This is a genomic window from Dactylosporangium sp. NPDC049140, from assembly GCF_040648435.1.
This window is the reverse complement of sequence record NZ_JBEZDS010000005.1, coordinates 41,165-65,365: the sequence shown is the minus strand read 5'-3', so window position 1 is coordinate 65,365 and position 24,201 is coordinate 41,165. Positions and strand designations below refer to the sequence as shown.

21 protein-coding genes and 1 pseudogene are annotated in these 24,201 nt (G+C 74.2%); 5 read left to right on the top strand and 17 right to left on the bottom strand.

The window, feature by feature from the left end:
* Nucleotides 1–71: 71 nt before the first annotated feature.
* Genes AB0B76_RS10875 through AB0B76_RS10855 form a run of 5 tightly spaced genes read right to left on the bottom strand, consistent with a single transcriptional unit; the run spans nucleotide 72 to nucleotide 5,506 of the window.
* On the bottom strand, nucleotides 72–395 hold the full coding sequence (locus AB0B76_RS10875) for a DeoR family transcriptional regulator (RefSeq protein ID WP_360372906.1): 324 nt from the start codon (nucleotides 393–395) through the stop codon (nucleotides 72–74).
* Nucleotides 392–2,404 (bottom strand): beta-galactosidase, encoded by a 2,013-nt coding sequence (locus AB0B76_RS10870; protein WP_360372903.1) that lies wholly within the window; start codon nucleotides 2,402–2,404, stop codon nucleotides 392–394. The genes AB0B76_RS10875 and AB0B76_RS10870 overlap by 4 nt, the downstream gene beginning before the upstream one ends.
* Before the next feature lie 14 nt (nucleotides 2,405–2,418).
* A complete protein-coding gene (locus tag AB0B76_RS10865; RefSeq protein WP_360372900.1) occupies nucleotides 2,419–3,762 on the bottom strand; it encodes a sugar ABC transporter substrate-binding protein in 1,344 nt (447 codons plus the stop codon).
* Nucleotides 3,763–3,793: 31 nt separating this feature from the next.
* Nucleotides 3,794–4,639, bottom strand: coding sequence for a carbohydrate ABC transporter permease (locus tag AB0B76_RS10860; RefSeq protein ID WP_360372897.1), 846 nt, complete (start codon nucleotides 4,637–4,639; stop codon nucleotides 3,794–3,796).
* Nucleotides 4,640–5,506: a sugar ABC transporter permease gene (locus tag AB0B76_RS10855; RefSeq protein WP_360372894.1), complete on the bottom strand. Its 867-nt coding sequence runs from the start codon at nucleotides 5,504–5,506 to the stop codon at nucleotides 4,640–4,642. It lies immediately after the preceding gene.
* A gap of 144 nt (nucleotides 5,507–5,650) precedes the next feature.
* Here AB0B76_RS10855 and AB0B76_RS10850 point away from each other — a divergent pair, with 144 nt between their 5' ends.
* On the top strand, nucleotides 5,651–6,727 hold the full coding sequence (locus AB0B76_RS10850) for a LacI family DNA-binding transcriptional regulator (protein WP_360372891.1): 1,077 nt from the start codon (nucleotides 5,651–5,653) through the stop codon (nucleotides 6,725–6,727).
* Here AB0B76_RS10850 and AB0B76_RS10845 read toward each other — a convergent pair.
* From AB0B76_RS10845 to AB0B76_RS10830, 4 genes are all read right to left on the bottom strand, one after another.
* Nucleotides 6,700–7,209, bottom strand: coding sequence for a GNAT family N-acetyltransferase (locus AB0B76_RS10845; protein ID WP_360373633.1), 510 nt, complete (start codon nucleotides 7,207–7,209; stop codon nucleotides 6,700–6,702). The genes AB0B76_RS10850 and AB0B76_RS10845 overlap by 28 nt on opposite strands.
* Before the next feature lie 4 nt (nucleotides 7,210–7,213).
* Complete coding sequence (locus AB0B76_RS10840) at nucleotides 7,214–7,771, bottom strand: hypothetical protein (protein WP_360372888.1); 558 nt, start codon at nucleotides 7,769–7,771, stop codon at nucleotides 7,214–7,216.
* A 60-nt stretch (nucleotides 7,772–7,831) separates the two neighbouring features.
* Entirely contained in the window at nucleotides 7,832–8,521 is a 690-nt protein-coding gene (locus tag AB0B76_RS10835; protein ID WP_360372885.1) for a hypothetical protein, read from the bottom strand.
* A 66-nt stretch (nucleotides 8,522–8,587) separates the two neighbouring features.
* A complete protein-coding gene (locus AB0B76_RS10830; RefSeq protein WP_360372881.1) occupies nucleotides 8,588–9,637 on the bottom strand; it encodes a glycosyltransferase in 1,050 nt (349 codons plus the stop codon).
* 165 nt (nucleotides 9,638–9,802) lie between these two features.
* Between AB0B76_RS10830 and AB0B76_RS10825 the strand changes: the two genes are divergently transcribed.
* Entirely contained in the window at nucleotides 9,803–10,660 is an 858-nt protein-coding gene (locus AB0B76_RS10825; RefSeq protein WP_360372878.1) for a dienelactone hydrolase family protein, read from the top strand.
* Nucleotides 10,661–10,810: 150 nt separating this feature from the next.
* Here the strand turns inward: AB0B76_RS10825 and AB0B76_RS10820 are convergent, their stop codons facing one another.
* The 7 genes from AB0B76_RS10820 to AB0B76_RS10790 form a co-directional block, all read right to left on the bottom strand.
* On the bottom strand, nucleotides 10,811–11,161 hold the full coding sequence (locus tag AB0B76_RS10820; RefSeq protein ID WP_360372875.1) for a DUF6086 family protein: 351 nt from the start codon (nucleotides 11,159–11,161) through the stop codon (nucleotides 10,811–10,813).
* Between the two features lie 123 nt (nucleotides 11,162–11,284).
* Nucleotides 11,285–17,194, bottom strand: a complete 5,910-nt coding sequence (locus AB0B76_RS10815; protein WP_360372872.1) for a CHAT domain-containing protein — start codon at nucleotides 17,192–17,194, stop codon at nucleotides 11,285–11,287.
* Entirely contained in the window at nucleotides 17,181–18,671 is a 1,491-nt protein-coding gene (locus AB0B76_RS10810; RefSeq protein WP_360372869.1) for a CATRA conflict system CASPASE/TPR repeat-associated protein, read from the bottom strand. The genes AB0B76_RS10815 and AB0B76_RS10810 overlap by 14 nt, the downstream gene beginning before the upstream one ends.
* Nucleotides 18,668–18,991, bottom strand: a complete 324-nt coding sequence (locus AB0B76_RS10805; RefSeq protein WP_360372866.1) for a CATRA system-associated protein — start codon at nucleotides 18,989–18,991, stop codon at nucleotides 18,668–18,670. Before AB0B76_RS10805 ends, AB0B76_RS10810 begins: the two co-directional genes overlap by 4 nt.
* Nucleotides 18,992–19,055: 64 nt before the next feature.
* A complete protein-coding gene (locus AB0B76_RS10800) occupies nucleotides 19,056–19,736 on the bottom strand; it encodes a 2-phosphosulfolactate phosphatase (RefSeq protein WP_360372863.1) in 681 nt (226 codons plus the stop codon).
* Nucleotides 19,737–19,903: 167 nt separating this feature from the next.
* Nucleotides 19,904–20,545 carry a VC0807 family protein gene (locus AB0B76_RS10795; protein ID WP_360372860.1) on the bottom strand — a complete coding sequence of 214 codons (642 nt, stop codon included), beginning with the start codon at nucleotides 20,543–20,545 and terminating at the stop codon, nucleotides 19,904–19,906.
* Nucleotides 20,542–21,180 carry a TetR/AcrR family transcriptional regulator gene (locus AB0B76_RS10790; RefSeq protein ID WP_360372857.1) on the bottom strand — a complete coding sequence of 213 codons (639 nt, stop codon included), beginning with the start codon at nucleotides 21,178–21,180 and terminating at the stop codon, nucleotides 20,542–20,544. The genes AB0B76_RS10795 and AB0B76_RS10790 overlap by 4 nt, the downstream gene beginning before the upstream one ends.
* A gap of 15 nt (nucleotides 21,181–21,195) precedes the next feature.
* Here AB0B76_RS10790 and AB0B76_RS10785 point away from each other — a divergent pair, with 15 nt between their 5' ends.
* Nucleotides 21,196–21,654, top strand: coding sequence for an ATP-binding protein (locus tag AB0B76_RS10785; protein ID WP_360372854.1), 459 nt, complete (start codon nucleotides 21,196–21,198; stop codon nucleotides 21,652–21,654).
* A gap of 167 nt (nucleotides 21,655–21,821) precedes the next feature.
* Nucleotides 21,822–22,550 (top strand): annotated as a pseudogene (locus AB0B76_RS10780) (dioxygenase); the annotation flags it as partial.
* On the opposite strand, the gene AB0B76_RS10775 reads toward AB0B76_RS10780, so the two are convergent.
* On the bottom strand, nucleotides 22,479–23,594 hold the full coding sequence (locus AB0B76_RS10775) for a DMT family transporter (protein ID WP_360372851.1): 1,116 nt from the start codon (nucleotides 23,592–23,594) through the stop codon (nucleotides 22,479–22,481). The pseudogene AB0B76_RS10780 and the gene AB0B76_RS10775 overlap by 72 nt on opposite strands.
* Before the next feature lie 39 nt (nucleotides 23,595–23,633).
* Here AB0B76_RS10775 and AB0B76_RS10770 point away from each other — a divergent pair, with 39 nt between their 5' ends.
* Nucleotides 23,634–24,176 (top strand): CGNR zinc finger domain-containing protein, encoded by a 543-nt coding sequence (locus tag AB0B76_RS10770; RefSeq protein ID WP_360373630.1) that lies wholly within the window; start codon nucleotides 23,634–23,636, stop codon nucleotides 24,174–24,176.
* Nucleotides 24,177–24,201: the final 25 nt, after the last annotated feature.

Genomic DNA, 24,201 nt, shown 5'->3' with positions numbered 1-24,201 from the left:
AACCTGGCCGTCCGATCGGCCGGACCCGGCCCCCCGCGCCGACGCGGCGACGACGGTCCTTCAACGCCACATCACCGGCGCAGGCGCTCGCAGGTGTGCAGGGCCTGGGCCAGCAGGCGCTCGACCGTGGCCAGGTCGCCCGTCTCCAGTACATCGGGCAGCCGGGCCAGACGGCGGCGCAGGTCCGCCACCTCGGCCGACGGGGACGGCGGGCGGGTCACGCCGCCGCGGATGCGTGCCACGGCGCCGCGGTCCGCGAGGTGGGCCAGGTCGCGGTGGACGGTCGAGGGCGAGGCGCCCGTCGCGGCCTGGATCTCGGTGATCGTGGCGTACTCGCGCTCGGCCACGAGGTCGAGGATCGCCCGGTGGCGCTGGGCGGCCAGATCCTGGATCACGGTGTACCTCCATGCAGGAGCACCATCACCGCCCGTGGTGCCAGCACGCGGCCGGGGCCGGCGATCGCGGACACGTCGAGCGGGCGGTCGGTGCGGTTGAAGAGGAAGCGGTGCGGGCCGCGCACGGCGAGCTCGACGTGGCCGCGCAGGGCCGCGGGCAGCTCGCTCGTCACGCCGGCCCGGGACGCCAGGGTCGCCAGCAGCGGGGTCAGGCCGGCCGGGCCGAGGCGGGTGGAGACGTACGCGGCCGAGCCGGGGCCGGGCGCGCGGCGGGTCACGGCCGGGCGGCCCGCCTGCTCGCCGGTCTTGTACCGCACGAGCACCTCCGTCGCCGGGTCCACGACGTCGATGCGGTCGGTCCACAGCGTGCCGGTCGAGCCGTCGTCGAGCTCGGCGGTCTCGTCGTCCAGCAGCGGGCCGAACTCCTCGATGCGGATGCCGAGCAGGTCCCGCAGCGCGCCCGGGTACCCGCCCAGCCACACGTGCTCGTGCTCGTCGACGATGCCGGAGAAGTACGTGGTGACGAGGTGGCCGCCGGCGTCCACGTAGGCGTCCAGCCGCTCGGCGAGCGGCCGCGGCACGACGTACAGGATGGGGGCGACGACGAGCTCGTAGCGCTCCCAGGCGCCGGACGCGGGCACCACGTCGGCGCGGATGCCCAGCTCCAGGAACGCCGAGTACCAGTCCAGGGCCTCCCGGCGGTAGCGCAGCCGGTCGCTCGGGTGCGAGTCCTGCTCGCTGGCCCACCACGAGTCCCAGTCGAACAGGATCGCGGCGCGGGCCGGCTCCCGGGGCGTCCCGGCGACCGGCGCCAGCTCGCGCAGGGTGGCGCCGAGCTCGGTGACGGCCCGGAACACGGCGCTGTCCTCCCCGGCGTGCGGGACCATCGCCGAGTGGTACTTCTCGGCGCCGCCCGCCGACTGGCGCCACTGGAAGAAGCAGACCGCGTCGGCGCCGTGGGCCACGTGCGTCAGCGAGTCCCGGGCCAGCTCGCCGGGGGCCTTCGCCTTGTTCACCGGCTGCCAGTTGACCGCGCTGGTCGAGTGCTCCATGAGGTACCACGGAAGCCCGCCGGCGATGTTGCCGACCAGGTTCGCGGAGAAGGAGAGCTCGTCGCGGGCCTGCGGCCCGGGGATCACGTAGTGGTCGTTGGCGACGAAGTCGAGCTCGCCGGCCCACGCGGCGTAGTCGACCGGGCCGGTGTCGCCCATGACGAGGAAGTTCGTCGTCACCGGCACGTCCGGGGTGGCGGCCCGCAGCACCTCGCGCTCGGCCCGCAGGTAGTCGCGCAGCGCGTCGGAGGAGAAGCGCTTGAAGTCCAGCTGCTGGGTCGGGTTCGGGTAGGAGGAGGGGGCGGACAGCCGCGGCGGGAGGAGCTGCTCCCAGTCGCTGTAGCGCTGCGACCAGAACGTGGTCGCCCACGCGCGGTTCAGCTCCTCGACGGTGCCGTACCGCCGCCGCAGCCACTCCCGGAACGCCCGCGCGGCGTCGTCGGAGTAGTCGTAGGCGTTGTGGCAGCCGAGCTCGTTGTTGATGTGCCAGGCGGCCAGCGCCGGGTGCCCGCCGTAGCGCTCGGCGAGCGCGCTCACCAGGGCCAGGGCGTGCGCGCGGAACACCGGCGAAGTCGGCCGCCAGTGCTGCCGCGCGCCCGGCCACCGGGTGTGCCCCTCCCGGTCGACGGGCAGGATCTCGGGGTGCGCGGCGGTCAGCCACGGCGGCGGGGACGCCGTCGCCGTGGCCAGGTCCACCGCGATCTCGTTGCCGTGCAGCAGGTCCATGACCTCGTCGAGCCACGCGAAGTCCCAGACGCCTTCCCGGGGCTGGATGCGGGCCCACGAGAAGATGGCCAGGGACACGATGTTGACCCCGGCGGTCTTCATCGCCCGCACGTCGTCGCGCCAGACCTCGCGCGGCCACTGCTCGGGGTTGTAGTCGGCGCCGAACGCGAGGCGCGGCCGGTCGGGCTCCGACGGCCAGCGCAGCCATCGGTGACGGGGGTGGTGCGGCACGGCGACGGAACTCCTTACTTGACGGTGAAGCCCTGCTCCTGGCCGTACTTCACGGACGCGTCCTGCCAGGCCTTGAGGCCGTCCTGCAGGGTGGTGCCGCTGATGTAGGCCTTGCCGGCGGTGTCGTTGAAGACGCTGTTGGCGTACACCTGGAACGGCAGGTACGACCAGCCGCTCGCGACCTGCCCGGCGGCGTCGGCGAGCACCTGGTTGACCTTCTGGCCGCCGAAGTACGGGAACTCCTTGTCCCGGAACGCCGCCGCGCTCAGCTGCGCGGTGGTGGCCGGGAAGGCGCCGTTGTCGGCCCGGCTCTGCGCGCCGGCGTCGACGGTGGCGTACTTCATGAAGGCGTAGGCCAGGTTCTTGTTCCCGCCGAGCTTCGGCATCGCCAGCGAGCTGCCGCCGTTCTCGGCCACGACCTTGCCGCCGGCCTCCCACTGCGGCATCGGCGCGACCCGCCACTTGCCGTTGGCGTCCTTCACACCCGACTCGAGGTTGGCCGGCATCCACGCGCCGATGACGAGCGTGGCGAGGGTGCCGTCGCCGAGGCCCTTGTACCAGCCGTCGCTCCAGCCGTTGACCGGGGCGAGGAGCTTGCCGTCGATGAGCTTCTGCCACATGGTGGTGAACTTCTTGGTGCCGGCGTCGGAGAAGTCGACGCCGACGTTTGTGCCGTCCACCTTGTACGGCCGCCCGCCCGCCTGCCAGATCATGCTGGTGGTGAAGCCGGCGTCGCCGGTGTCGCTGGTGATGTACACCTTCGGGTCCGCGCTGTGCAGCTTCTGGGCCGCCTCGTAGTACTGGTCCCAGGTGGTGGGCACGGCGACGCCGTGCTTGTCGAAGACGTCCTTGTTGTAGAACAGCGCCATCGGGCCGGAGTCCATCGGCAGCCCGTACAGGGTGCCGCCCGAGTGCACCGCGCCCCACGGGCCGGGGGTGAAGGTGCCGTCGAGCTTGGCCGAGCCGTAGCCGCCGAGGTCGTCGAGCTGCTTGCCCAGCGCGAACTGCGGCAGCGCGTAGTACTCGACCTGGGCCAGGTCGGGCACGCCGCTGCCGGCCTTCATCGCGTTCTGCAGCGCGGTGTACTGCTTGTCGCCGGTGCCGGCGTTGGTGAGCGTGACCTTCACCTTGGGGTACTTGGTCTGGAAGTCGGCGACGACCTGCTTGAGGGTCGGCTCCCAGGCCCAGACGGTGATGCTGCCGCCGGCGTCGAGCGCGGCCTGGATGTCGGCGTCGGAGGCGCCGGCGGGCTTGGCCCCGCCGTCACCGCCGTTGTCGTCCGAGCCGCAGCCGGCGACGAGGAGGGCGGCGGCGGAGGCGGCGCCGAAGAGCAGTGAGCGGCGACTGATGGCAGTCATCCTGGATTCCCTTTCTGGGGCGGGGTGTCCTTCATTCCTTGACGCTTCCGGCGCTGAGGCCGGACTGCCAGAACCGCTGCAGCAGCAGGAATGCGGCGATCAGCGGCACGATGGTGAGCAGCGAGCCGGTGACGACGAGGTTGAACACGACGTCGCCGCCGGCGGTGACGGCCTGCTGGTTCCAGGCGGACAGGCCCAGCGTGAGCGGGTACCAGTCGGGGTTCTTGAGCATCACCAGCGGCAGGAAGTAGTTGTTCCACGTCGCGACGACGTTGAACAGCAGCACGGTGACGGTGCCCGGGGCCAGCAGCGGCGCGGCGATGCGGAAGAACGTGCGGAACTCGCCGGCGCCGTCGACCCGCGCCGACTCGAGCAGCTCGTCGGGGACCGCGTCGGCCGCGAACGTCCACATGAGATAGAGGCCGAACGGGGAGACGAGCGACGGGATGATGATCGACCACGGGGTGTTGGTGATGCCGAGGTGGGCGAACATGAGGAAGGTCGGCACGGCCAGCGCCGTGCCCGGCACCGCGACCGCCCCGATGACGACGGCGAACACGCCGCGCCGGCCGGGGAAGTCGAACTTGGCCAGGCCGTAGCCGGCGAGCGCGGCGAGCACGGTCGCGCCCCCGGCCCCGACCACGACGTAGAGCAGCGTGTTGAGCAGCCAGCGGGTGAAGACGCCGCCGTCGTACGTGAACGTGTCGGCGATGTTGTCCCACAGCGCGAACCGGTGGCCGAACCACAGGCCGAACGTGCCGAGCAGGTCGGGCTGCGTCTTGGTGGCGTTGACGAGCAGCCACACGAGGGGCAGCAGGGTGTAGACGAGCATGATGCCGCACAGGACGGTGAGGGTGACGCTGCGCCGGGCCCGCATCTAGACCGCCTTCCGCATCCCGCGCAGCTGCACGACGTAGGCGACGAGCATCGTGAGCAGGCCCATGACGATGGCGACGGTGGCCGCGTAGTTGTACTGCTGGCCGCCGAAGCTGAGGTAGTACGCGTACAGGTTGGGCGTGAAGTAGGTCGCGATCGCGTTCGGCGCCAGGATCCGCAGGATGCTCGGCTCGGCGAAGAGCTGGAAGCTGCCGATGATCGAGAAGATGGTGGCGATGAGCAGCGGCCCGCGCAGCGCCGGGAGCTTGATGGCGCGGATGATGCGCAGCTGCCCGGCCCCGTCCAGCGCGGCCGCCTCGTAGAGCGCCGGGCTCACCACGCGCAGCGCGGAGTACAGGATCAGCATGTTGTAGCCGACGAACTCCCAGGTCACGACGTTGCCGATGGAGGCGAGCACGTACCGTGGGGACAGCGGGTCGGGCAGGTGCACGCCGAGCAGGTCGTTGACGTTGGCGACCAGGCCGAAACGGTTGCCGTACATGAACCCCCACAGCAGCGTGGCCACGACGGCGGGCACGGCGTAGGGCAGGAAGACGGAGATGCGGAAGAAGCCGGCGCCGAAGAGCCGGCCGCTGTCGATCGCCAGGGCCAGGAACAGCGCCAGGAGCAGCATGATCGGCACCTGGACGGCCAGGAACAGCGCCACCCGGCCGAACGCGGACCAGAACTGCGGGTCCTGGATCGCCTTGGTGTAGTTGTCGAGGCCGACGAACGTGGTGCCGCCGATGAGGCGGGTGCGGTACAGGCTCAGGTAGATCGAGTAGCCGATCGGGGCCAGGAAGACGAGCGCGAAGACCGTCATGAACGGTGCCACGAACCGCCAGCCCGCCCAGGATCGTCGCTTCACGGCGGCCTCCCTCCAAACGGTGTTTACGTAAACATCCTGTGCGACTTTGTGGGCATCCGTGTGGATGTTTACGCAAACATTGGCTGCGGTATGGTGGCACTTCCGAACATGAACCGTCAAGAAGCACCACTCGGGGGACCGGCGATGAATGTTGAGGCCCGCACCGCGGACCGCGGCGGCTCCGGCGTGCCGGGCGGCCGGCGCAAGCAACGGGTCTCGATGGCCGACGTGGCCCGGCTGGCCGGCGTCTCCTCACAGACCGTCTCGCGGGTGTCCAACGGCCACCCCGCGGTGGTGGCCTCGACGCGCCAGCAGGTGCTGGCGGCCATGCGCGAGCTCGGGTACCGGCCCAACAGTGCCGCCCGCGCCCTGCGCTACGGCCAGTTCAACACCATCGGCGTGATCCTGTTCGGGCTGTCCTCGACGGGCAACAGCCGCACCGTGGAGGCGATCGCGACCCACGCGGCGGCCGAGGGCTATGCGATAACGCTGATTCCGGTGGGGGTACCGACGCAGGACAACGTGCTCGGGGCGTTCACGCGCCTGGGCGAGCTCGCGGTCGACGGCGTCGTGGTCATCATCGAGGTACACCTGCTCGACGCCAGCACGGTCGCCCTGCCGCCGGGCGTGCACGTGGTGATCGTCGACTCCGACGCCGGCGACCGGTATCCGGTGGTCGACACCGACCAGGCCGACGGCGCCCGCCAGGCGGTCCGGCACCTGCTCGGCCTCGGCCACCCGACGGTCCGCCACGTGGCCGGCCCGGAGGAGTCCTACGCGGCCGAGCGCCGCGCGAACGCCTGGCGCGAGGTGCTGCTGGCCGCGGGCCGCCCGGCCCCGCCGATCGAGCGCGGCGACTGGTCGGCCCGCTCCGGCTACGAGGCCGGCCGGCGCCTCGCGACCGACCCGGACTGCACCGCCGTCTTCGCCGCCAACGACCAGATGGCCCTGGGCGTGCTGCGCGCGTTCCACGAGGCCGGGCGCCCGGTCCCGGCCGAGGTGAGCGTGGTCGGCTTCGACGACATCGCCGACGCCGCCTCGTACCTGCCGCCGCTCACGACCGTGCACCAGGACTTCGCCGAGGTGGGCCGCCGGTGCGTGCGGGCGCTGCTGGCCCAGATCCGCAACGAGCCCGCCGGCCCGGGCACCGACCTGGTCCCGACGCGCCTGATCGAGCGGGGGAGCACCGCCCCCTACGCCAGCGGCTTGCGCAGGATGTAGTTCAGCCCGAACCCGGTCTCGCTCGTGCGCACGTCGGTGTAGCCGAGGCGGTGGTAGAAGCCGTGGCCGGTGATGCTCGCGCCGGTCTCCATGAAGGCGTGGCCCTCGGCCGCCGCGCGGGCCTCGATGTGCGCCATGAGCGCGCGGCCGACGCCGCGCCCGGCCGCGTCCGGGTCGACGAACATGGTGTACACCTTGTTGCCGTCGCGCGACACCGTGCCGTGCTCGCACACCCACATCTCCCGCGCGGCGGCGAGTTCGGCGACGCGCGCGGGGGTGAAGTGCGCACACATGCGCTCGATGAGCTCCGGCGGGTAGTCCCGGCTGTTGACCTCGCGCAGGCAGCGGGCGATGAGCCCGGCGACGATGGCGGCGTCGCCGGGCTCGAATCGGCGGATCGGCATGCCTACAGCTTGCCGGAGCCCGTGCCGTGCTGCCCGAGCGCGTCGGCGGCGGCGAACCCGGTGGGCGCGCTGTTGCAGATTTTCAGGGCGTCAGCTGGTCGCGGACGAGGGCGGTGAGCGCGTTCAGGTCGATGGTGCCGCGCTCGCCGACGACGGTCAGGGCGCGCACGTCCGGGTCGGCCGGGGCGGTGAGCGTGATGACGGCGACCGGCTCGGTGTAGTGCTTGCACGAGTTCGTGCACTCGTAGTACGGCTGCGTGAACAGCGCCGCCTCGCCGAGCGGGGTCGTGGTCCTCGTGACCGTGCGGTCCGGCGGGATGTCGGCGTTGCCGCGGTACACCCCGTGCCGCCCGTTGCCCGGGGCGCCGTTGTCGCCCGTCCCGCACCGCGCGCCGGAGGCGGTGAGCAGGGCCAGCCCGTCGTGGCCGAGCACGATGCGGGCGCTCAGGGCCGGGCACGACCCCGGGGCCGGCGAGCTCGTGACCAGGTGCTGCCCGGCCCCGAGGCGCACGTGGAACGCGACCGGGCCGTCGACCGGCGCGACGCTGGGCGAGCTGACCGGATCCGGGGCGGCGGCGGGCGCGTGGCACCCGGCGAGGATGGCGAGGGCGAGCAGCAGGGGGATCGTCTTGCGCGGCATGACCCTTGGACGGCCGCGGCCCGGCGGCGGTTCCACCGGGCCGCGGCCGCTCCGGCGCGGTCAGGGTGACGTGATCCGCTGCGGCGGGGAGATGTTCACCGCGGAGTCGGTGAGCGTGGTGCCGAAGCCGCCGAGCGAGATGCGGTCGAACACCTTCACGTCCAGCCCCTGGGCGCCGGTGCCGCACTGCGCCGACGCGGACTGCACGAACAGGCCCTTGCCGCCGGCGGCGAACGAGAGCCGGGCGTCGGTGCTGCGGTACGCGATGCCCGTGAAGCCGGGTCCGCCGCCGCTGGAGGTTCTCGCGCCCACGACGGCGTGGCAGCCGTTCGTGTCGTCCAGGGTGAGCGAGATGTTGGTGGCCTGGCCGGTGAAGACGGCCGGGTCGGACGGGAAGGCCCCGGTCAGGCTGATCGGGGCCGGGTTGGCCGCCGAGGTGGTGACGGTGACCGTGACGGCCACCCCCTCGGCCTTGCAGCCGGTGAACGAGATACTGCTCAGGGCGCCGATATCGGTACCGCTCTGACCCGCGCCGGCCCGGAAGCGGCCCGACACCGCCAGCCCCGCGCACAGGGTCGTCTGGTTGGACACGGCGTCGCGGATGCCGACCGTGCCGTCGGCGGCCCGCGTCCCCGTCCAGGCGCCGCCCGGCGAGACGGTGAACGTCGGGGCCGCGGCCTGCGCGGGCGCGGCGATGAGCGCGGCCGCCGCCAAGGGCGCAATGACGAGCAGACCTGTTCTGTACTTCATGACACCTCCACTGATCCCGAACGGTCTCTACGTCCATGGAGGCGTTCCAAGCCGTTCCGTGCCGGGTCAGGCGGTGAGGCGGGCCAGGACCGTCGGCGCGTCGGGCATCAGGGTGAGCTCCCGCTGTACAGCCGCGGCCTTGGCTCGAAACGACGAGGCGCGCAGCAGCTCGTTGACCCCGTCCGCGACCGCGGCGGCCGAGTCGAGCGCGAGCCCGGCGCCGGACGCGGCGAGCGCGGCGGCGTTGCCGAACTGGTCGCCGCCCTGGGGCAGGACGAGCTGCGGCAGGGCGTGGGCGAGCGCGCCGAACAGGATGCCGGCCCCGCCCTGCGACACGACCGCCGTGCACCGGGGCAGAAGCAGGGCGTGCGGGAGGTACGGCGCCAGCAGCACGTTGCCGGGCACCGGGCCGAACCGGGCCGGGTCGGTGCCGGGCCCGACGGTCGCGACGACGTTCACCGGCAGCGCCGCCAGCGCCGCGACCACGGTCCGCAGCACCTCGCGGTGGTCGTGGAAGACGGTTCCGAGCGTGACGTGCACCGTGTCCTCGTACGGCAGCGCGTCCAGCGCCGCCGGCAGGCGCTGCCCGGCGGCCGGCAGGCCCGCGACCGGGCGCAGGTCGAGGGTTCGCGGCCAGATCCGCTCGCCGGGCGGGCGCAGGCTCGGCGGGCACAGCTCCAGGTAGGTCGCGGCGCGGTGGTCGGCTTCCGCGCCGTACCGGTGCAGCATCGTCCGGATCGCCGGGCCGAGCACCGGCCACAGCTGGACCGGCGGCATCAGGCCGATGCCGTGCACGACGTGCCGCGCCCCGGTCACGGCCGCGGCGACCGGCCCGGCGAGCTCGGTGTCCTCGGAGACGACCAGGTCGGGCTTCCAGTCGGCGGCGAGCGGCACGAGCTCGGCGGCCCGGCGCTGCGCGGAGGACACGAAGTAGGCGAGCCAGTCGGCGTCGGGGCCGCCGCCGGCCTCCCGGTGCGACGGCCCGGCGGTCCAGGTGGTGACGCCGTGCCCGGCCAGGTGCGGCACGAGGTCGGAGCCGGTCGCGACGACGACGTCGTGCCCGGCGGCGCGGGCGGCGTGCACGAGGGGGAGCATCGGGTTGACGTGACCGTACATCGGATTGGCGGTGAAAAGGATCCGCATGCCGGGGGCCACGCACCCGGGCCCGTCCCGGTTCACGGCATACCGTCGCGCTCCCTTGAACGACGGGATTACCGGCCGGTAGCAGGGCCCTCCAGACTGGCATCGCATTTACTGATGTCCATGTGAGGGAGCCCCGCCATGCCCATCCTCAGACGCCTGTCGGTCGCCGCCCTGGGGCTGCTGCTCGTGTTCGCCGGGGCCGCCCCGGCGCTCGCCGCCAACCCTTACGAGCGCGGCCCCGCCCCCACCACCGCGAGCATCGAGGCCGCGCGTGGCCCGTTCGCGACCGCCTCGACGACCGTGGCCCGCTCCGCGGTGAGCGGCTTCGGCGGCGGGACCATCTACTACCCGGCCAGCACCGCCTACGGCACCTGGGGCGGCGTCGCCATCTCGCCCGGCTTCACCGCGTCGCAGTCGAGCGTGGCGTGGCTCGGCCCGCGCCTGGCCTCGCAGGGCTTCGTCGTCATCACCATCGACACACTGTCCACCGTGGACGATCCGGCGAGCCGCGGCCGCCAGCTGCTCGCCGCCCTGGACTACCTCACCGGCTCCAGCGCCGTACGCACCCGCGTGGACGCGACCCGGCTCGGCGTGATGGGCCACTCGATGGGCGGCGGCGGTTCACTGTCGGCGGCGAGCAGCCGGCCGTCGCTGCGCGCGGCGATCCCGATGACGCCGTGGCACCAGACCAGGAACTGGTCGTCGGTACGCGTACCGACCCTCGTCATCGGCGCGGAGAACGACACCGTGGCCCCGGTCGCCTCGCACGCGGAGCCGTTCTACACGAGCATGACGGCGGCGCCGGAGAAGGCGTACCTGGAGCTGAACAACGCCACCCACTCGGCCCCGACGTCGGCGAACGTGACGGTGGCGAAGTACAGCATTTCGTGGCTGAAGCGCTTCGTGGACAACGACACGCGCTACGAGCAGTTCCTGTGCCCGGCCCCGAGCGGATCGGCGATCGAGGAGTACAGAGACACCTGTCCGCTTTCCTAGCTCGCTGCGCTCGCGGTGGGGGAGCTGCGCTCCACCCACACCCCCTCAAAATCTGCGCCGGCGCGCTCTGGCACCCCAAGGGTGCGCGGGTTTCGGGGTGCCGAGCTCACGTTCGCGGCGGCCGAACAGGATCAGCTCGTGTGCGGCCGGTCAGAACGGCAGGTCGGACCTGAGCTCGCTCAGCGCGGCCACCTCGTTGTCGGTCCGTCCGTCCAGCGCGATGCCCGCCCGACGCAACAGGTCGAGGGAAACGGCCAGTGGCCCGCGGAGCAACGCCCGGACGTCCCCACGCCCGCGTTCCACATAGGCGTGGAGCATCGCCCCGACGAAGTCGCGGAAGGCGTCAGGTTCGATCGTGTACCAGTCTCCCGAGACATCGGTGAGCCCGGTCGGCCGGTCGACGTAGCGCGAGGCCGCGTCGACCGTGTCGAGGTAGAGCCGAGCGACGTTGTTGGCCGGGCTCCAGATTTCCTCGTTGTTGACGTCGAAGGTGAAACTCACGGCCTCATCTCCGCGGTGGGGCGAACAGGTGCAGTTCGTTGGGGTCCGGCGGTTCGAGGAGCGGTGGGCCATTCGAGCGTCTCGTGGGTGATCGGGGGCGTGCCGTGCGCTTTCGTACGGTGGCTATTGGCCGGCCAGTACGAAGCCGGCCCAGAAGTACGGGTCGGCGAAGGGGCCCGGCTCGTCGCCGGACGGGGCGGCGGGCGGTGCGCCGATGAGCAGGGCCGCCAGTTCGGCCGTGCTCAGGCGGATCAGCCAGTGCTGGGCGGCGCGCAGGGCCGCGGCCGGGCGCAGTGGTGCGGTCCCCGCGGCGCCGAGCAGGTGTGTGTAGAAGCGGTGCATGAGCAGCGCCGTCGGTAGGTCCGCGACCGGCCAGAGGGTGCCGACGACGGCGGCCGCTCCGGCGCGCAGGAAGCCCGCCGGTAGGCCCAGGGCCTCGTCGGGCAGGCGCAGGACGTTGCTGATCGCGGTCTGGCAGGCCGACGCCACGACCAGGCGGGCGTCGCGCAGCAGCTGGCCGTCGAGCAGCTCGCGCAGGGTCAGCTCGTCGCCGCCGGCCAGGACCAGGGCCGAGGCGAGCGGGTCGGCGAGGTCGTACCCGCCGTGGCAGGCGAAGTGCACGTGCGTCGCGCCGGGCAGGGCCGCGCGGACCGCGGGGGCGGTGGCGGCGTCGCCGTACAACACGCGGCTCTGCGGTGGGAACAGGGCGGCGATGTCGGCCAGCTCGCCGCCGGCGAAGGGCAGGTCGCCCGTCGGGTCGCCGACGCCGGCCAGCACGGCCGTGGCCGGCTCGGCCGCCCTGGTGTTCGCCAGCATCCAGGCCGACGGGGTGTAGGACACGGCGTGGTCGTCCAGCAGGCAGCGGCGGCCGTGCGGGGTGTCGTAGCGGGCGGCATGCAGGGGCAGCACGCCGAGCCGCCCCGCGGCAACGATCGCGACGCCGTCCGCCGGCACGCCCGCGAGGGCGGCCGCGACCGGTCCCATGAGCCGCTCGCCGAGGTCGTCGAGGAGGCGGGCCAAAGCGCCCCGCAACTGCTCGCCGCCGCGCAGCTGGGCCGCCAGGAAGCCGTCCGGGCCGAACAGCAGCTCGTCGAGGCCGTCGAGGGTGAGGCCCGGGGCGGCGTGGTCCCGCACGTCCAGGTCGCCGTCCGCGGTGCGGTGGGCCAGCAGCACGACCGTGCCGTCGTGGGCCGGCAGCAGGTACACCAGCGGCCGCCCGGCCTCGACGGCCCGCTCGATGTCGCCGAGGCCCGGCAGGTCCAGGAACCGCTCGTACCCCGCCAGCCGCTGGATGCGCGCGAGCTGTGCGTCGAGCGCGGCCCGGGCCCGCCCCGCCTCGGACAGCGTGTCGCCGCCGGCCGCCCGCCGTTCCAGGGCCTCGGCCGCGCTCACCTGGGCCGCGGCCGCGCGGAAGCCGGCGGCCAGGCCCGGATGGTCCAGGGCGAGGCGGTCCAGGTCGGCGGCGTCACGGGCGACGCTCTCCCCGAGCCACCGGGCCCGGCCCCGCTCCAGCGCGACGGCGGCGTCGGCGGGGCGCCCGGCCGCGACGAGGGCGCGCACCCCGATCCGGACCAGCCGCCGCCCGTGTTCGAGCTCGGCCGAGCGGGAAGCGCGCAGCAGCGCGGCGGAGTAGCCGGCCTCGGCGGCGGCGATGCCGGTCTCGAAGGCGCGTACGCTCTCGGCCCACCAGCCGAGCGCCCCGTACGCCTCGGCGAGCTCGGTGGCGGCGTCGCGGATGCCGGCCGTCATGTCGTGGCCGGCCAGGATCACCAGCGCGGTCTCGAGGTGGCGGACCGCCTCGGTCAGGTACCGGTCACGCGCGGCCGGGTCGCGGCCGGCCTGCGCGATCCGGGCCCCGGCGAGGCTCACCCGCGCGCGGCCCTCCTCGATGCTGTGTCCCTGTCCGGCGTACCGCGCCAGAACGGCCTCGGCATGCTCGGCGCTGCGCTCCGGCCGGCCCAGGCTCAGCTCGCAGACGGCCAGGTACTCCTGGACCCGGGCCCAGTCGACCGGGAAGCGGTCCCGGTCGTAGACCTCGAGCGCGGCGCTGAAGTGCGCCAGGGCCGCGTCCGGGTCGGACGGCCGCCCGCCGACGCCGTCCGCGTCCATGGCGAGGAGACCCTGGCTGTTGCGGATGCGGGCCCACTGGTAGGCGTCGGTGTCGCGGGTGAAGACGGTCAGCGCCGCGGTGAACGCCGCGCCGGCGAGCTCGGCGGTACGGCGGGGGTCGTCGCCGTACGCCTGGCTGTAGGCGTTGCCGAGGCTCACCTGGGCCAGTGCCCAGTCCCGAGGGTGCCGCTCGCGGGTGAACACGTCCAGCTCGGCCTCGAAGTGCCCGACCGCGACGCGCAGGTTGTCCTCCCGGCCGCCGCGCAGCCGGTTGGTGAACGCGATCCCGAGCTGGTGGTGCGCGTTGGCCCCGGCCGGCTCGGTGGCCGGCAGGTATTCCAGGGCGGTGCGGTACGCGGCGATCGCCGCTTCCATGTTCTCGGCCCGGCCGCCGGTGACCTGGTCGAGCAGCACGTTGCCGAGCAGGAAGTGCACCATGCCGGCCTCGTCCGGGCGGGCGTCGGCCCCGAGCGCCTCGACCGCCGCCCGGCAGCAGGCGATGGCCCGCTCGGCGTCGCCCTCGCCGGGCCGCCCGTACGCCGCCCGCCGGCTGAGCGCCGCCCCGAGCTGGGCGCTCGCCCCGGCCCACGCAGTCGTGCCCGGCTCGCACAGCGCGAGCTGCCGCTGCGCCGCGGCGACGGCCCGGTCACGGTTGTCGGCCGCGTTGCCGTGGATGCGCTCGCCGTACAGCTCGCGGATCATGGCCAGCGCGAGCACGTGCATCGGCCGGTCGTCGTGCCCGGCGGCCTCGCGGGCGATGGCCTCGGCGACGCCGAGCGCCTCGTCCTGCGCGTCGGCGTCGCCCTGGCGCATGAGCGCCAGGACCAGGGTGGTGCCGGCCTGCAGCCACCATTCGTAGTCCGTGGCCGGGTCGATGCGCGTGGCGAAGATGCGCAGCCGGGCCACGCGCTCCGCCTCCAGCCGCGGGTCGTCGAGCGGCTCCTGCAGGTCGCCGAGCGAGACCTCGACCCCCTCGGCCTCGGGGCCGGCGAGGGCGGCCAGCTCGTCGATCGCGTCGAGCATCTCGGCGGGGGCGATCCGGCGGGCCCGTTGCAGCGCCTCGGCGCGATGGTGGGGGTCCTTGCTCAGCTCGGCGAACGCGGTCGCCATGAAGGCCCGCGCGGCCACCCAGGCCGGCGCCTCCCGCTTGTCGCCCAGCCGGTCGAGGAGGCCGGCGACCAGGTCGAGCCGGGCCCAGTGGGCGGCCGTGCGGGTGCTCGGCTCCGGATACTCCTGGAGGGTCCCGACGAGGTACCGCAGCCCCTGCCGCCACATCGGGTCGCCGGGCTCGGCCGGGTCCATCGCGGCGGTGAGTACCGCGAAGGCCCGGTCCAGGTCGGCCGGGTCGGCGATGCGGCCGAACCGGGTGATGTGGGCGCGGGCCAGGTCGAGGGCCACGGTCCGGCGGTCCCCGGGCTCGTCGGTGAGGTCGTACATCAGCCGGAAGCCGTCGACCAGGCGCCCCAGCGAGCCGCCGTCCGGGTGCGCGCCGTAGGCCGCGTGGTAGACGCGGGTCGCGGCCGTGGCGAGGGTCCGGCGCACCGCGCGGTCGACCGCGGCGAAGTTGGGGTTGTCGAGCACGGCGTGCCAGTTCCGCACCGCCTCGTCGAGGTCGGCCGGGCGGCTCGTGCGCATGTACCGCTCCAGCGCCGCCTCGGCCCGGTGGTAGGCCACCAGCGCGTACTCCGGCGTCGTGAACCGGGCCGGCGGGCCGAGCAGCGACCGCGGTACACCATCGTCCTGGGCCGCCTCCGGGTCCGGCGGTCCGGGGCGGTTCGGCGCGGGCCGGTCCGGCGGCTCGTCGCCGGTCGGCACCGGCCCCTCGGCGGGCGGCGCCACGATGCCCGCGAGCGCCGCGGCGACGTCGCCACCGGCCCGGGCCCGCGCCGACGCCTGCCGCAGCGTGACGGTCAGCCAGCGGTCCAGGTCGGTGACCGGCGCGCCGGTGCGCTCCCGCGCCCGCAGCGCCGGCGCGAGCAGGACCAGCAGGTGGTTGGTGAGCACGTGCGGGAGCGTGGCGGCGGTGGCCGGGGTCCGCTCGGCGGCCGCGCGGGTGAGCTCGGCGGCGCGGCGGATGTCGGCGTCGTCGCCGCCGTTCATGTACCGGTCGCGCAGGGCGAGGCCCATCGACGTCCACAGCGCGAAGGCGCCGCGCTGGTCCGGGCTTGCGGCGGCCAGGACCTCCTCCAGCAGCGCGATCGCCCGGTCGAGGTCGTCCGGGCGGCCGCGGTGCTTGGCCCGCAGCCGCAGCACGGCGGCGAGGCCGCTGACCCGGTTCCCGCGCGCCGGGTCGCCGGGTCCGGTCGCCGCGACGATGCGGCCGAAGGCGGTGACGCCCTCGTCGAGGTCCTCGGGGCGCCGCGTGTGCTGGTACCGCTCCAGCATCGCGTTGCCGAGGTTCGTCAGCGCGGCCGGCACCACGATCGCGTCGCCCTGCACCTCGACCGCCCGGCGCAGCACCTCGACCGACGTGTCGAGGTCGCGGATGTCGCCGGCGCGCAGGAACCGCTGCCGCAGCGCGCTGCCGAGGACGTCGAGGGCGTACGGCTCCTGCGGGTGACCGGCGCCGGTGCGGGCCAGGGCCGCGCGGGCCAGCCGGATCGCCTCGTCGAGGTCGGCCTCGGCCCCGCGCTCCTCGAACCGCGTCACCAGCATCGACGCCTGGTTGAGCAGCACGTCGACCTCGGGCGAGCCGGTGCCGGCGGCGTCGGCGGCCAGCCCGAAGGCCCGGTTCGCGGCGTCCAGCAGGCCGGGGTCGGTGCGGGCCTGCAGCATCGCCATGACGGTCTGGCCCAGCGCGTCGGCGAGGCGGCGCCGGTCGGGGTCGGCGGCGGGCCGTGCGGCGATCGCGTCGGCCGCCGCCGCGGTCGAGGCCCGGGCCGCCGCCGGGTCGCCGCCGCGGCGGAAGTCGTCGAGGTCGGCCGTGGCGAGGTGGATCAGGCCGATGATGTGCTGCTCGGCGTTGTGGCCGGCGAGCCGCGGCAGTGCGGCGGCGACCAGTTCCCGCGCCTCGGCCGGGGCGCCGGGCCCGCCGGTCCGCAGCAGGACGCCGGCGAGCTCGACCATGATCGAGGGCCGGCGGGGGTCGGCCGGGTCGCTCAGCGCGAGGTACCGCCGGTAGTGCTCGACCGCCTCCGGCCGGTGCTCGACCTCGCCGGTGGCCCGCTCCCAGAGCTGCAGCGTGCCCGCGAGGTTGCCCGAGAGCGCGGCCGCGAAGTCGCGGTCGTCCTCGCCGAGGGCGTCGAGCAGCGTCCGGTACAGCAGCAGACCGATCGCGAGATCGTCGGTACCGCCGGTGCGGTGGTACCGCTGCACGAACCCCGCCGCCACGTCGTGCAGCGCGAACCGGGCCGGCTCGGTGTCCCAGACGCGCCGCACTAGCGCGAGCTTGCGCAGCATCTGCAGGTCCGGGTCGCCGGGGCCGTCGCCGCCACCGGCCCCACCGCCCAGCGCGGCGACGGTCCGGGCCACGCCCGAGTGCCGTGCGCAGTGCAACAACAGCCGGCGGTACTCCACGTCGACCAGCCGGGCCAGGTCGCCATCGGCGGCGGCGCGGCCGACTATCTGCGTCAGGCGCTCGCCGGTGGCGCCGGACAGCAGCCACGGGTGCTCCCGGAGCAGTCCGGCCAGGTGCTCCGGCTCGAGGTCGGCGATCACCTCGAGCCAGGCGCGGAAGTCCTTCGGCTCCTCGGGGTCGATCCGCCCGCGGGCCAGTGCGAGGGCCGCATCGTACCCGTCGGCGTCCAGTTTCGCGAGAACCGCCGCGTGCCGCCGGAGGTACCCGGCCATCCCGTCGTTGCTCTCGCTCTCGGCGCGCGCGGCGCTGTCGGCGAACCACGCGGCCGGGGGTGCGGGCGAGCTCAGCGCCTCCTCCCAGGTGGGCGCCTCGAGGTACCGCTGCAGCAGCTCTTCATCGCCGGTCATCGGCACGGCCTTTCCGCCGTCGGTAGGCCAGCGCCGCAGCGGCGGCGACGGTCGCGGCCCCCACCGCGGTGACGACGCTCGCCCAGGGCGGGGCCGGCCCGCCGCGGACCAGCCAGGCGCCGGTGACCGCGGTCCAGCCGGCCGCCGCGGCGGTCAGGGCGAGCAGCAGCACGCCCAGCGGCGCCCACCCGGCCGGCACGCGGCCCGCCCGGCCGACCTGGAGCACCGCGGAGGGCAGCCACATCGCGAGGGCGGTCAGCAGCAGGATCAGCGGCCCCATCAGCGGCCCCGGCAGGTCGACGGCGTAGTTCAGGCTCTGTACCGCCGCCAGCGCGACGAGCAGCCCGCCGATGATCGAGGTCTGCATCAGGGTGCGGCCGTCGTCGCGGGCGCGCAGGCCGGTGTCGACGACGGCGGTCACGGTCCCGAGCAGCGCCCCGGCCCGCGCGGTCGCGGCGTCGAGGTACGTCTCCTCGCTGCGCAGCTGCCCGGCCGTCCATCCGGCGATCCGGCGGTCGTCGCCGAGCGGCCCGCCGTCGCCCTCGTAGACCGGCTGGGGCAGCACCGCGGCGAGGTTGGCCTGGGCCGTCTCGACGGTCCGGGCCAGGGTGCGTACCCGGGCCAGCGAGTCGACGAGCCCGTCGGCCCGCGTCTGCAGGTCGGTGAGGCGGGTCGCGGCGGCCAGGAGCCGGTCGGACCCGCGGTCCGAGCCGAGCACGCCGCTGAGGGCCGCGCTCTCCTCGTTCGCCGCGGCCAGGTTCCGGCGCAGCGCGGGCAGTTCACGCACCAGGACGGCGCGTTCGTACCGCAGCTTCGCGGCGTGCAGCAGATAGAGCGCGAACGGCGGCAGCCCCGGCCCGTCGTCGAGCCACACCCACCGGTCGACCGCGTCCTCGGCCCGCTCCGGTGCGAGCACCAGCAGCCGCCGCCCGGTGCCGTCGCCACCGCCCGGCGACACGTCCCACGCGGTGATCCCGGCGGGGAACCCGCACGCGGTCCCCGGCCAGCCCCGCTCGCCGCCCGGGACGAGGCCGCGCAGCCGCCGCCCGAGCGCGACGGCGGCCCCGTGCGTGGTGGGCGCGTCGCGGTCGCCGAGCAGCCCGAGGTACACGGTGGCCTGTCCGATCGCATCGCCCGGGCGGGCCGCGGGCTCGAGGGCGGCCCACTCGGCGGCGTCGCGGTTGGGGGCCCGCATGAGGGCGAGGCCGATCACGTCGTGCAGCTGGTACGCGTACGCCTGCTCCACCTGCGGGCCCGCCCCGGCGCCGCGCGCGCCCAGCACCCGCAGCCGCCCGGGATGGTCGAACGGCACCGCCGCCCGCAGCTGCGCCGGGTGCGGCTCGATCTCCTCGGTCAGCCCGAGCCGCCCGGCCGCGGCCCAGGCGGCGTGCAGGCCGGCCGGGAGGTCGCCGCCGGGGCCCGCGGTCCAGTACGTCAGGCTCAGCACCGCCGGCCGGCGGACCAACGGCGCCGTCACGCCGGCTCGGCGTGGTCGGGCTCGGCCGGCTCGGTCGTCAGCCGGTGCACCAGGTCGTTGATCAGCGACCGGGTCTCCTCGTCGGCCCCGTGCGCGGCCGGGTCACCCAGGCCGGCGTCGATCCGCCGCCCGATCCGTACCGCACCGCCGTACTCGGCCAGGCGCGCCGCCTCCCGCCCGGCCCGGCCGTCGTCGCCGGCGCGGACGGCCTCGCCCAGCGCGGCCAGCGTGGCGTTGACCGTGGACCACTCGTCGTCGGCCAGCGACCAGGTGGCGACCGAGGCCAGCAGGGGGCGGATCAGCCGATTCGACAGCGGCACCAGGAACGCTCCGATCGATCGTCGTCAGCTCCGGATGATAGCCGGGCCGCGCACGCGCCCTTGGTCAGCACGGAACCCTGGTGAGGACGACGTGTCCCGTGCGGACCGCGCCGACCATGGCGAACCCGGACCGGTCGACGTCGCGGCAGAAGGGCAGGTCCCGCGACAGGTCGACGCGTTCGGACGCGGGTCGTTGCGCGTAGGCGTGAGCGTGCTCGGCGGCGCCCTCCTCGATGCCCGCGACCAGGTCCGCCCGTTCCGGCGCCGACCCGTCGAGCAGGCCGGCCAGGTACCGCGCGCAGGCCCGGTCCTCGGCCGTCCGCCCGGTGCAGACGAGCGTCCACGGCACGCCGGGGTGGTGCCGCGCGATCCACCGGGCGGTCGCCCCGACGTTCGGCGCCGACACCGCGAGCAGCGCCGCCGCGTCCGGGCACCGGGCCAGCCCGCGCGTGCCGTTCGACGTCGCCTGGATCAGGCGCCGGCCGTCGAGCCGCGCCGCCGACAACTCCGACGGCGAGTTGCCGAAGTCGAAGTCCGCGGGCCTGAGCCCGCCGGCCTCCCCGACGAGCAGCCGGTCCGGGTGCCGCCGCCGCAGCTCCCGGCCGGCCTCGACCGACGGCGCGCAGGCGATCTCCGCCGCGCCGCGCTCGAAGGCGACCGCGGCCGTCGTGAAGGCCCGGATGACGTCGATGACGACGACGACCCGCCCGGCCGGGATCCCGGCGTCCATACCCACTATCGGCACGGCATCCGATCGTTCGCCGCCCGGGCCCGGCCCGCAAGGACATTCCCGCCCGGGCGCGGACCGATACGCTCCGCGGGTGTCCTCCATCGCCTCGCTCCACATCATCAAGGCCGTGGAGGAGACGCGGTCGCTGCCGCACATCGGCTGATCGGGCCGGCCCGGATCCGTCAGGTCGTGGGCGCGCCTTCCCGCTCGCGGATCAGGGCCAGGGCGCCGCTGCGCCGGCCGTGCACCATCGCGATGCCCTGGGCCAGCACGATCAGGACGATCAGGGAGACGGTGCCGGCGGCCGGCACGGTGTCGAGGGCCAGGGTGTAGGCGAACACGACCCGGATGATCGCGTCCAGCACGAAGGCGCTGCCCCACGCGACGCTGGCCAGCACCACCCAGCGGTGGAAGACCCGGTTGCCGGCCCACAGCCGGTCGAACCGGGCGGCCATGCCGGTCGGGCTCACCTTGCCGGCCACGTCCAGCAGGAACGGCCGCCCGGTGGCCATCGAGCCGAGGATCCACAGCCCGACGGCCCCGGTCAGCCAGCTCTCCCGGGCCAGCAGCGCCCGGGCATCGCCGGACGCCAGCGCGACCAGCAGCGACAACGCCATCGTGGCGATGACGAACACCGCGGTCGGGTCCAGCCGGCGGGACCGGGCCCAGGTCCAGCCGATGCCGGCCAGCGGCGCCAGGGTCGCGAGCAGCAGCGCGAGCCATTGGTTCACGCCGGCCGCGCGGGCCCCGTAGAAGACAGCCAGGGGGATGACGACGTCCAGCGCCAGTGCGAGCGCGGCTCCGGTTCGGCGGTCGCGGGTCATGGGCGGGCCTCCTTCTCGGTGGCGTGGCGGAAAAGCAGGACCAGATCCCGGGCGTACGCGTCCAGGTCGAGCTCCGGCATGACGCTGACCTGGGGCCCGATCGCGTCGATGGCGGCCCGGATCGTCATGGCCATGGTGCGCGTCGTGAAGTCGCGGAACTCGCCCGCGCGCTGGCCGCGCTCGAGCAGGTCCTGCAGCGGGGCGAGGCTGGTGCCGTACACCGAGGCGTCGTGCCGCAGCCGGGTCCGGCCGTCCTCGTCGGTGAAGTTCATCGCGATGGCGGTCAGCACCTGCACATGCTTGCGGTGGGTGCCGATGTACGCGACGTTCGCCTCGATGTAGGCCCGCAGCTCCGCGGCCGGCCCGTCGGCCCGGCCGGTGCGCGCGGCCATGAACTCGGCCCCTTCGCGCAGCGTGTGCGCGAAGACCTCGTGGATCAGCTCCTCGCGGTTGGCGAAGTGGTAGAAGATCGTCGTCTTCGTGACCCCGGCCCGCTTGGCGACCTCGGCCAGCGACGCCCGGGGCAGCCCCAGCTCGGCAATCGCGTCGATCGCGCACTCGACGAGCTGCGCCCGACGGGCCCGCTCGACGAACGTCCGCTCCGACTTACCGCTCGGTATGTTTTCAGACCGCACGGTAAGTACCGTAACATGATCGGCGTCGCGACGTTGATGTTGATCTGTGGCTTGCCCGGCTCCGGCAAGACGACCCTGGCCAAACGCCTGGAGATCGAGGGGCCGGCCGTGCGGCTGTGCGCCGACGAGTGGATGGCCGGGCTGGGCCTCGACCTGTTCGACGTCGAGACCCGCGTGCGGCTGGAGCGGCATTTCTGGGAGCTGGCCCGGCGGCTGCTGACACTGGGGCAGGACGTCATCCTGGAGGCGGGCTTCTGGCTGCGCGCCGACCGGGACGAGAAGCGCCTCGGCGCCCGGTCCCTCGGGGCGGCGGTCGAGCTGCACTACCTGGACGTGCCGCTGGACGAACTGGCCCGGCGGCTCGAGGCCCGCGGCACGCCCCGGATCACGCGCGAGATGCTCGACTGGCACGTGCCGCTCTTCGAACCGCCGGACCCCGACGAGCTGAACCTGTACGACCCGCCGAGAATGTGAACGCGGCGCCCCGAAACCGGCGCACCCTTGTGCTGCCAGAGCGCGCCGGCGCAGATTTTGAGGGGGTGTGGGTGGAGCGCAGCTCCCCCACCGCGAGCGCAGCGAGCTAGGAAACACAGCTCCCCCACCGCGAGCGCAGCGAGCTAGCGAAACAGTAGGCTGCCGCCATGTTCGACGAGGAGCACTCTGCCGACGTCGTTGCCGAGAGCTTCGCCGGGGCCCCGGACCCGCGGCTCCGGGAGATTCTCACGTCGCTCGTCCGTCACGCTCACGCGTTCGTCAAGGACGTCGGGCTCACCGGGGAGGAGTGGGCGGCCGGCGTCCGGTTCCTGACCGACACCGGGCAGCGCTGCGACGCCACCCGGCAGGAGTTCATTCTGCTCTCCGACGTGCTCGGGGTGTCGATGCTCGTCGAGAGCCTCGCCAACCCGTCGGTGGACGGCAGTACCGAGACCACCGTCGAGGGGCCGTTCCACCTCGTCGCGTCGCCGCCGCGGGCGCTCGGGGACAGTATCGCGCTCGCCGGTGACGGGGAGCCCTGTCTGGTCACCGGGGGCGTCTTCGACACCGAGGGGCGGCCCGTGGCCGGGGCCCGGGTGGACGTGTGGCAGGCCGATGCCGATGGCTTCTACGACGTGCAGCGGCCCGATACGGTACCGCCGCAGAATCTCCGGGGACTGTTCACCGCCGGCGCGGACGGGCGCTTCTGGTTCCGCACGATCGTTCCGCGGTTTTATCCGATCCCGACCGACGGGCCGGTCGGGCGGCTGCTCGGGGCGACCGCGCGGCACCCGTACCGCGCGGCCCACATCCACGTCGAGGTCTCAGCGCCCGGCGTGCGCACTCTCACCACGCACGTGTTCGTCGCCGGGTCGCCCTACCTGGACTCCGATGCCGTCTTCGGGGTCAAGGAGAGCCTCGTCCGCGAGTTCGAGACGGTCGACGATGCCGGCCTCGCCGAGCGGTACGGCCTGGCGAACCCCTTCGTCCGGGTGGACTTCCCGATCGTCGTCCGCGCGGACGAGCGCGATCCCGGCCAGCACGACCACCCCGCCGGCTAGCTGCCAGGCGCCCGGGCGCTGGCCCAGGGCGAGCCAGGCGAACAGCACGGCGAAGAGGACCTCGAGCAGGCCGGTGAACGAGGCGACCCGCGCGCCGAGCAGGCGGGTGGCGGCGATGCTGGTGGCGTACGCGAGCGCGGCGGCGATGACGGCCAGCCCGGCGATCGGCACCGGCCAGGGCAGCTGGCGGTCCAGCAGGGTGACGTCGGCGGTGCTCGTGCGGAACGGCAGCAGGCCGGTGACGTCGAAGACCGCGAGGCCGATGGCGCCGACGACCATGCCGGCCCAGGCCAGGGCGATCGGGGGCAGGGCGCCCTCGCCGCGGGAGGCCATCACGAAGTACACCGCCAGACCGGTGCCCGCCAGGATGCCCCACAGCACGCCGACCGGGTCGAGGCCGCCGCCGGCCGGGTCGAGCACCAGCACGAGGCCGCCCAGCGCCGCGGCGCCCCCGGCGACGGTGAGCCGGCGCGGCCGCTGCCCGTGGCGCAGCCAGGCCCAGGCCACCACGAGCAGGATGCCGCCGTACTCCAGCAGCAGCGCGACGCCCACGTCGAGGCGCTCGACCGCGTTGAAGAAGAACAGCTGGCACCCGGCGACCGCGACCGCGCCGAACGCGACCACCTCGCCCAGCGCCGTGCGCAGCAGCCGCATCCGTCCCCGCAGCGAGAACAGCGCGAACGGGGTGAGCACGAGCGCGGCGATCGCGATCCGGAAGGTGACCAGGGCGCCCGGCGTCCAGCCCGTGGCCATGAGCGCGTCGGCGAACACGCCCGACGTGCCGAACATGGCCGAGCCGAGCACGGCCAGGCCGAAACCGGCCGCCCCGCGCCCTCGTCTGCCGTCTAGCCTGTAATTGGCAAACCGCGTTATGCTCATGACTGCAACGTAGGCCCACGCCGGTAAGGAGTCAAGAAGATTTTTGCTCATGACACCGAGGCCACGCTCACGTCGACCGCGGCTCTCATCAACACCGACTCGGCCGACGACGGCGAGCTGCTGCCCGACGTCGCCGCGCTCGACGCGTGGATCGGGCGGAACCGGTACACCGGCGTCCTCCGCCACGACCGCGAGGAGCTCGAGGCCGTCCGCGCGCTGCGGCCCCGGCTGCGGGCGGTCTGGGGCACCGACGAGGACACGGCCGTCGAGCTGGTCAACGCCATGCTCCGCGAGGGCCGCGCCCTGCCCCAGCTGGTGCGGCACGACGGCTGGGACTACCACCTGCACGCCACCGACGCGGCGGAGCCCTTCGCCGTGCGGCTGATGGTCGAGTTCGCGATGGCGATGGTCGACGTGATCAGGCTCGGGGAGCTCGACCGCCTGCGCGTGTGCGCCGCGGAGGACTGCGCCGACGTGCTGGTGGACCTGTCGAAGAACCGCTCGCGCCGCTTCTGCGAGTCGGGCTGCGGCAACCGGCAGAACGTCGCCGCGTACCGCGCCCGCAAGGCCTCCGAGCGGTAGCCGGTTTCACCGGCTGACGCGTCGA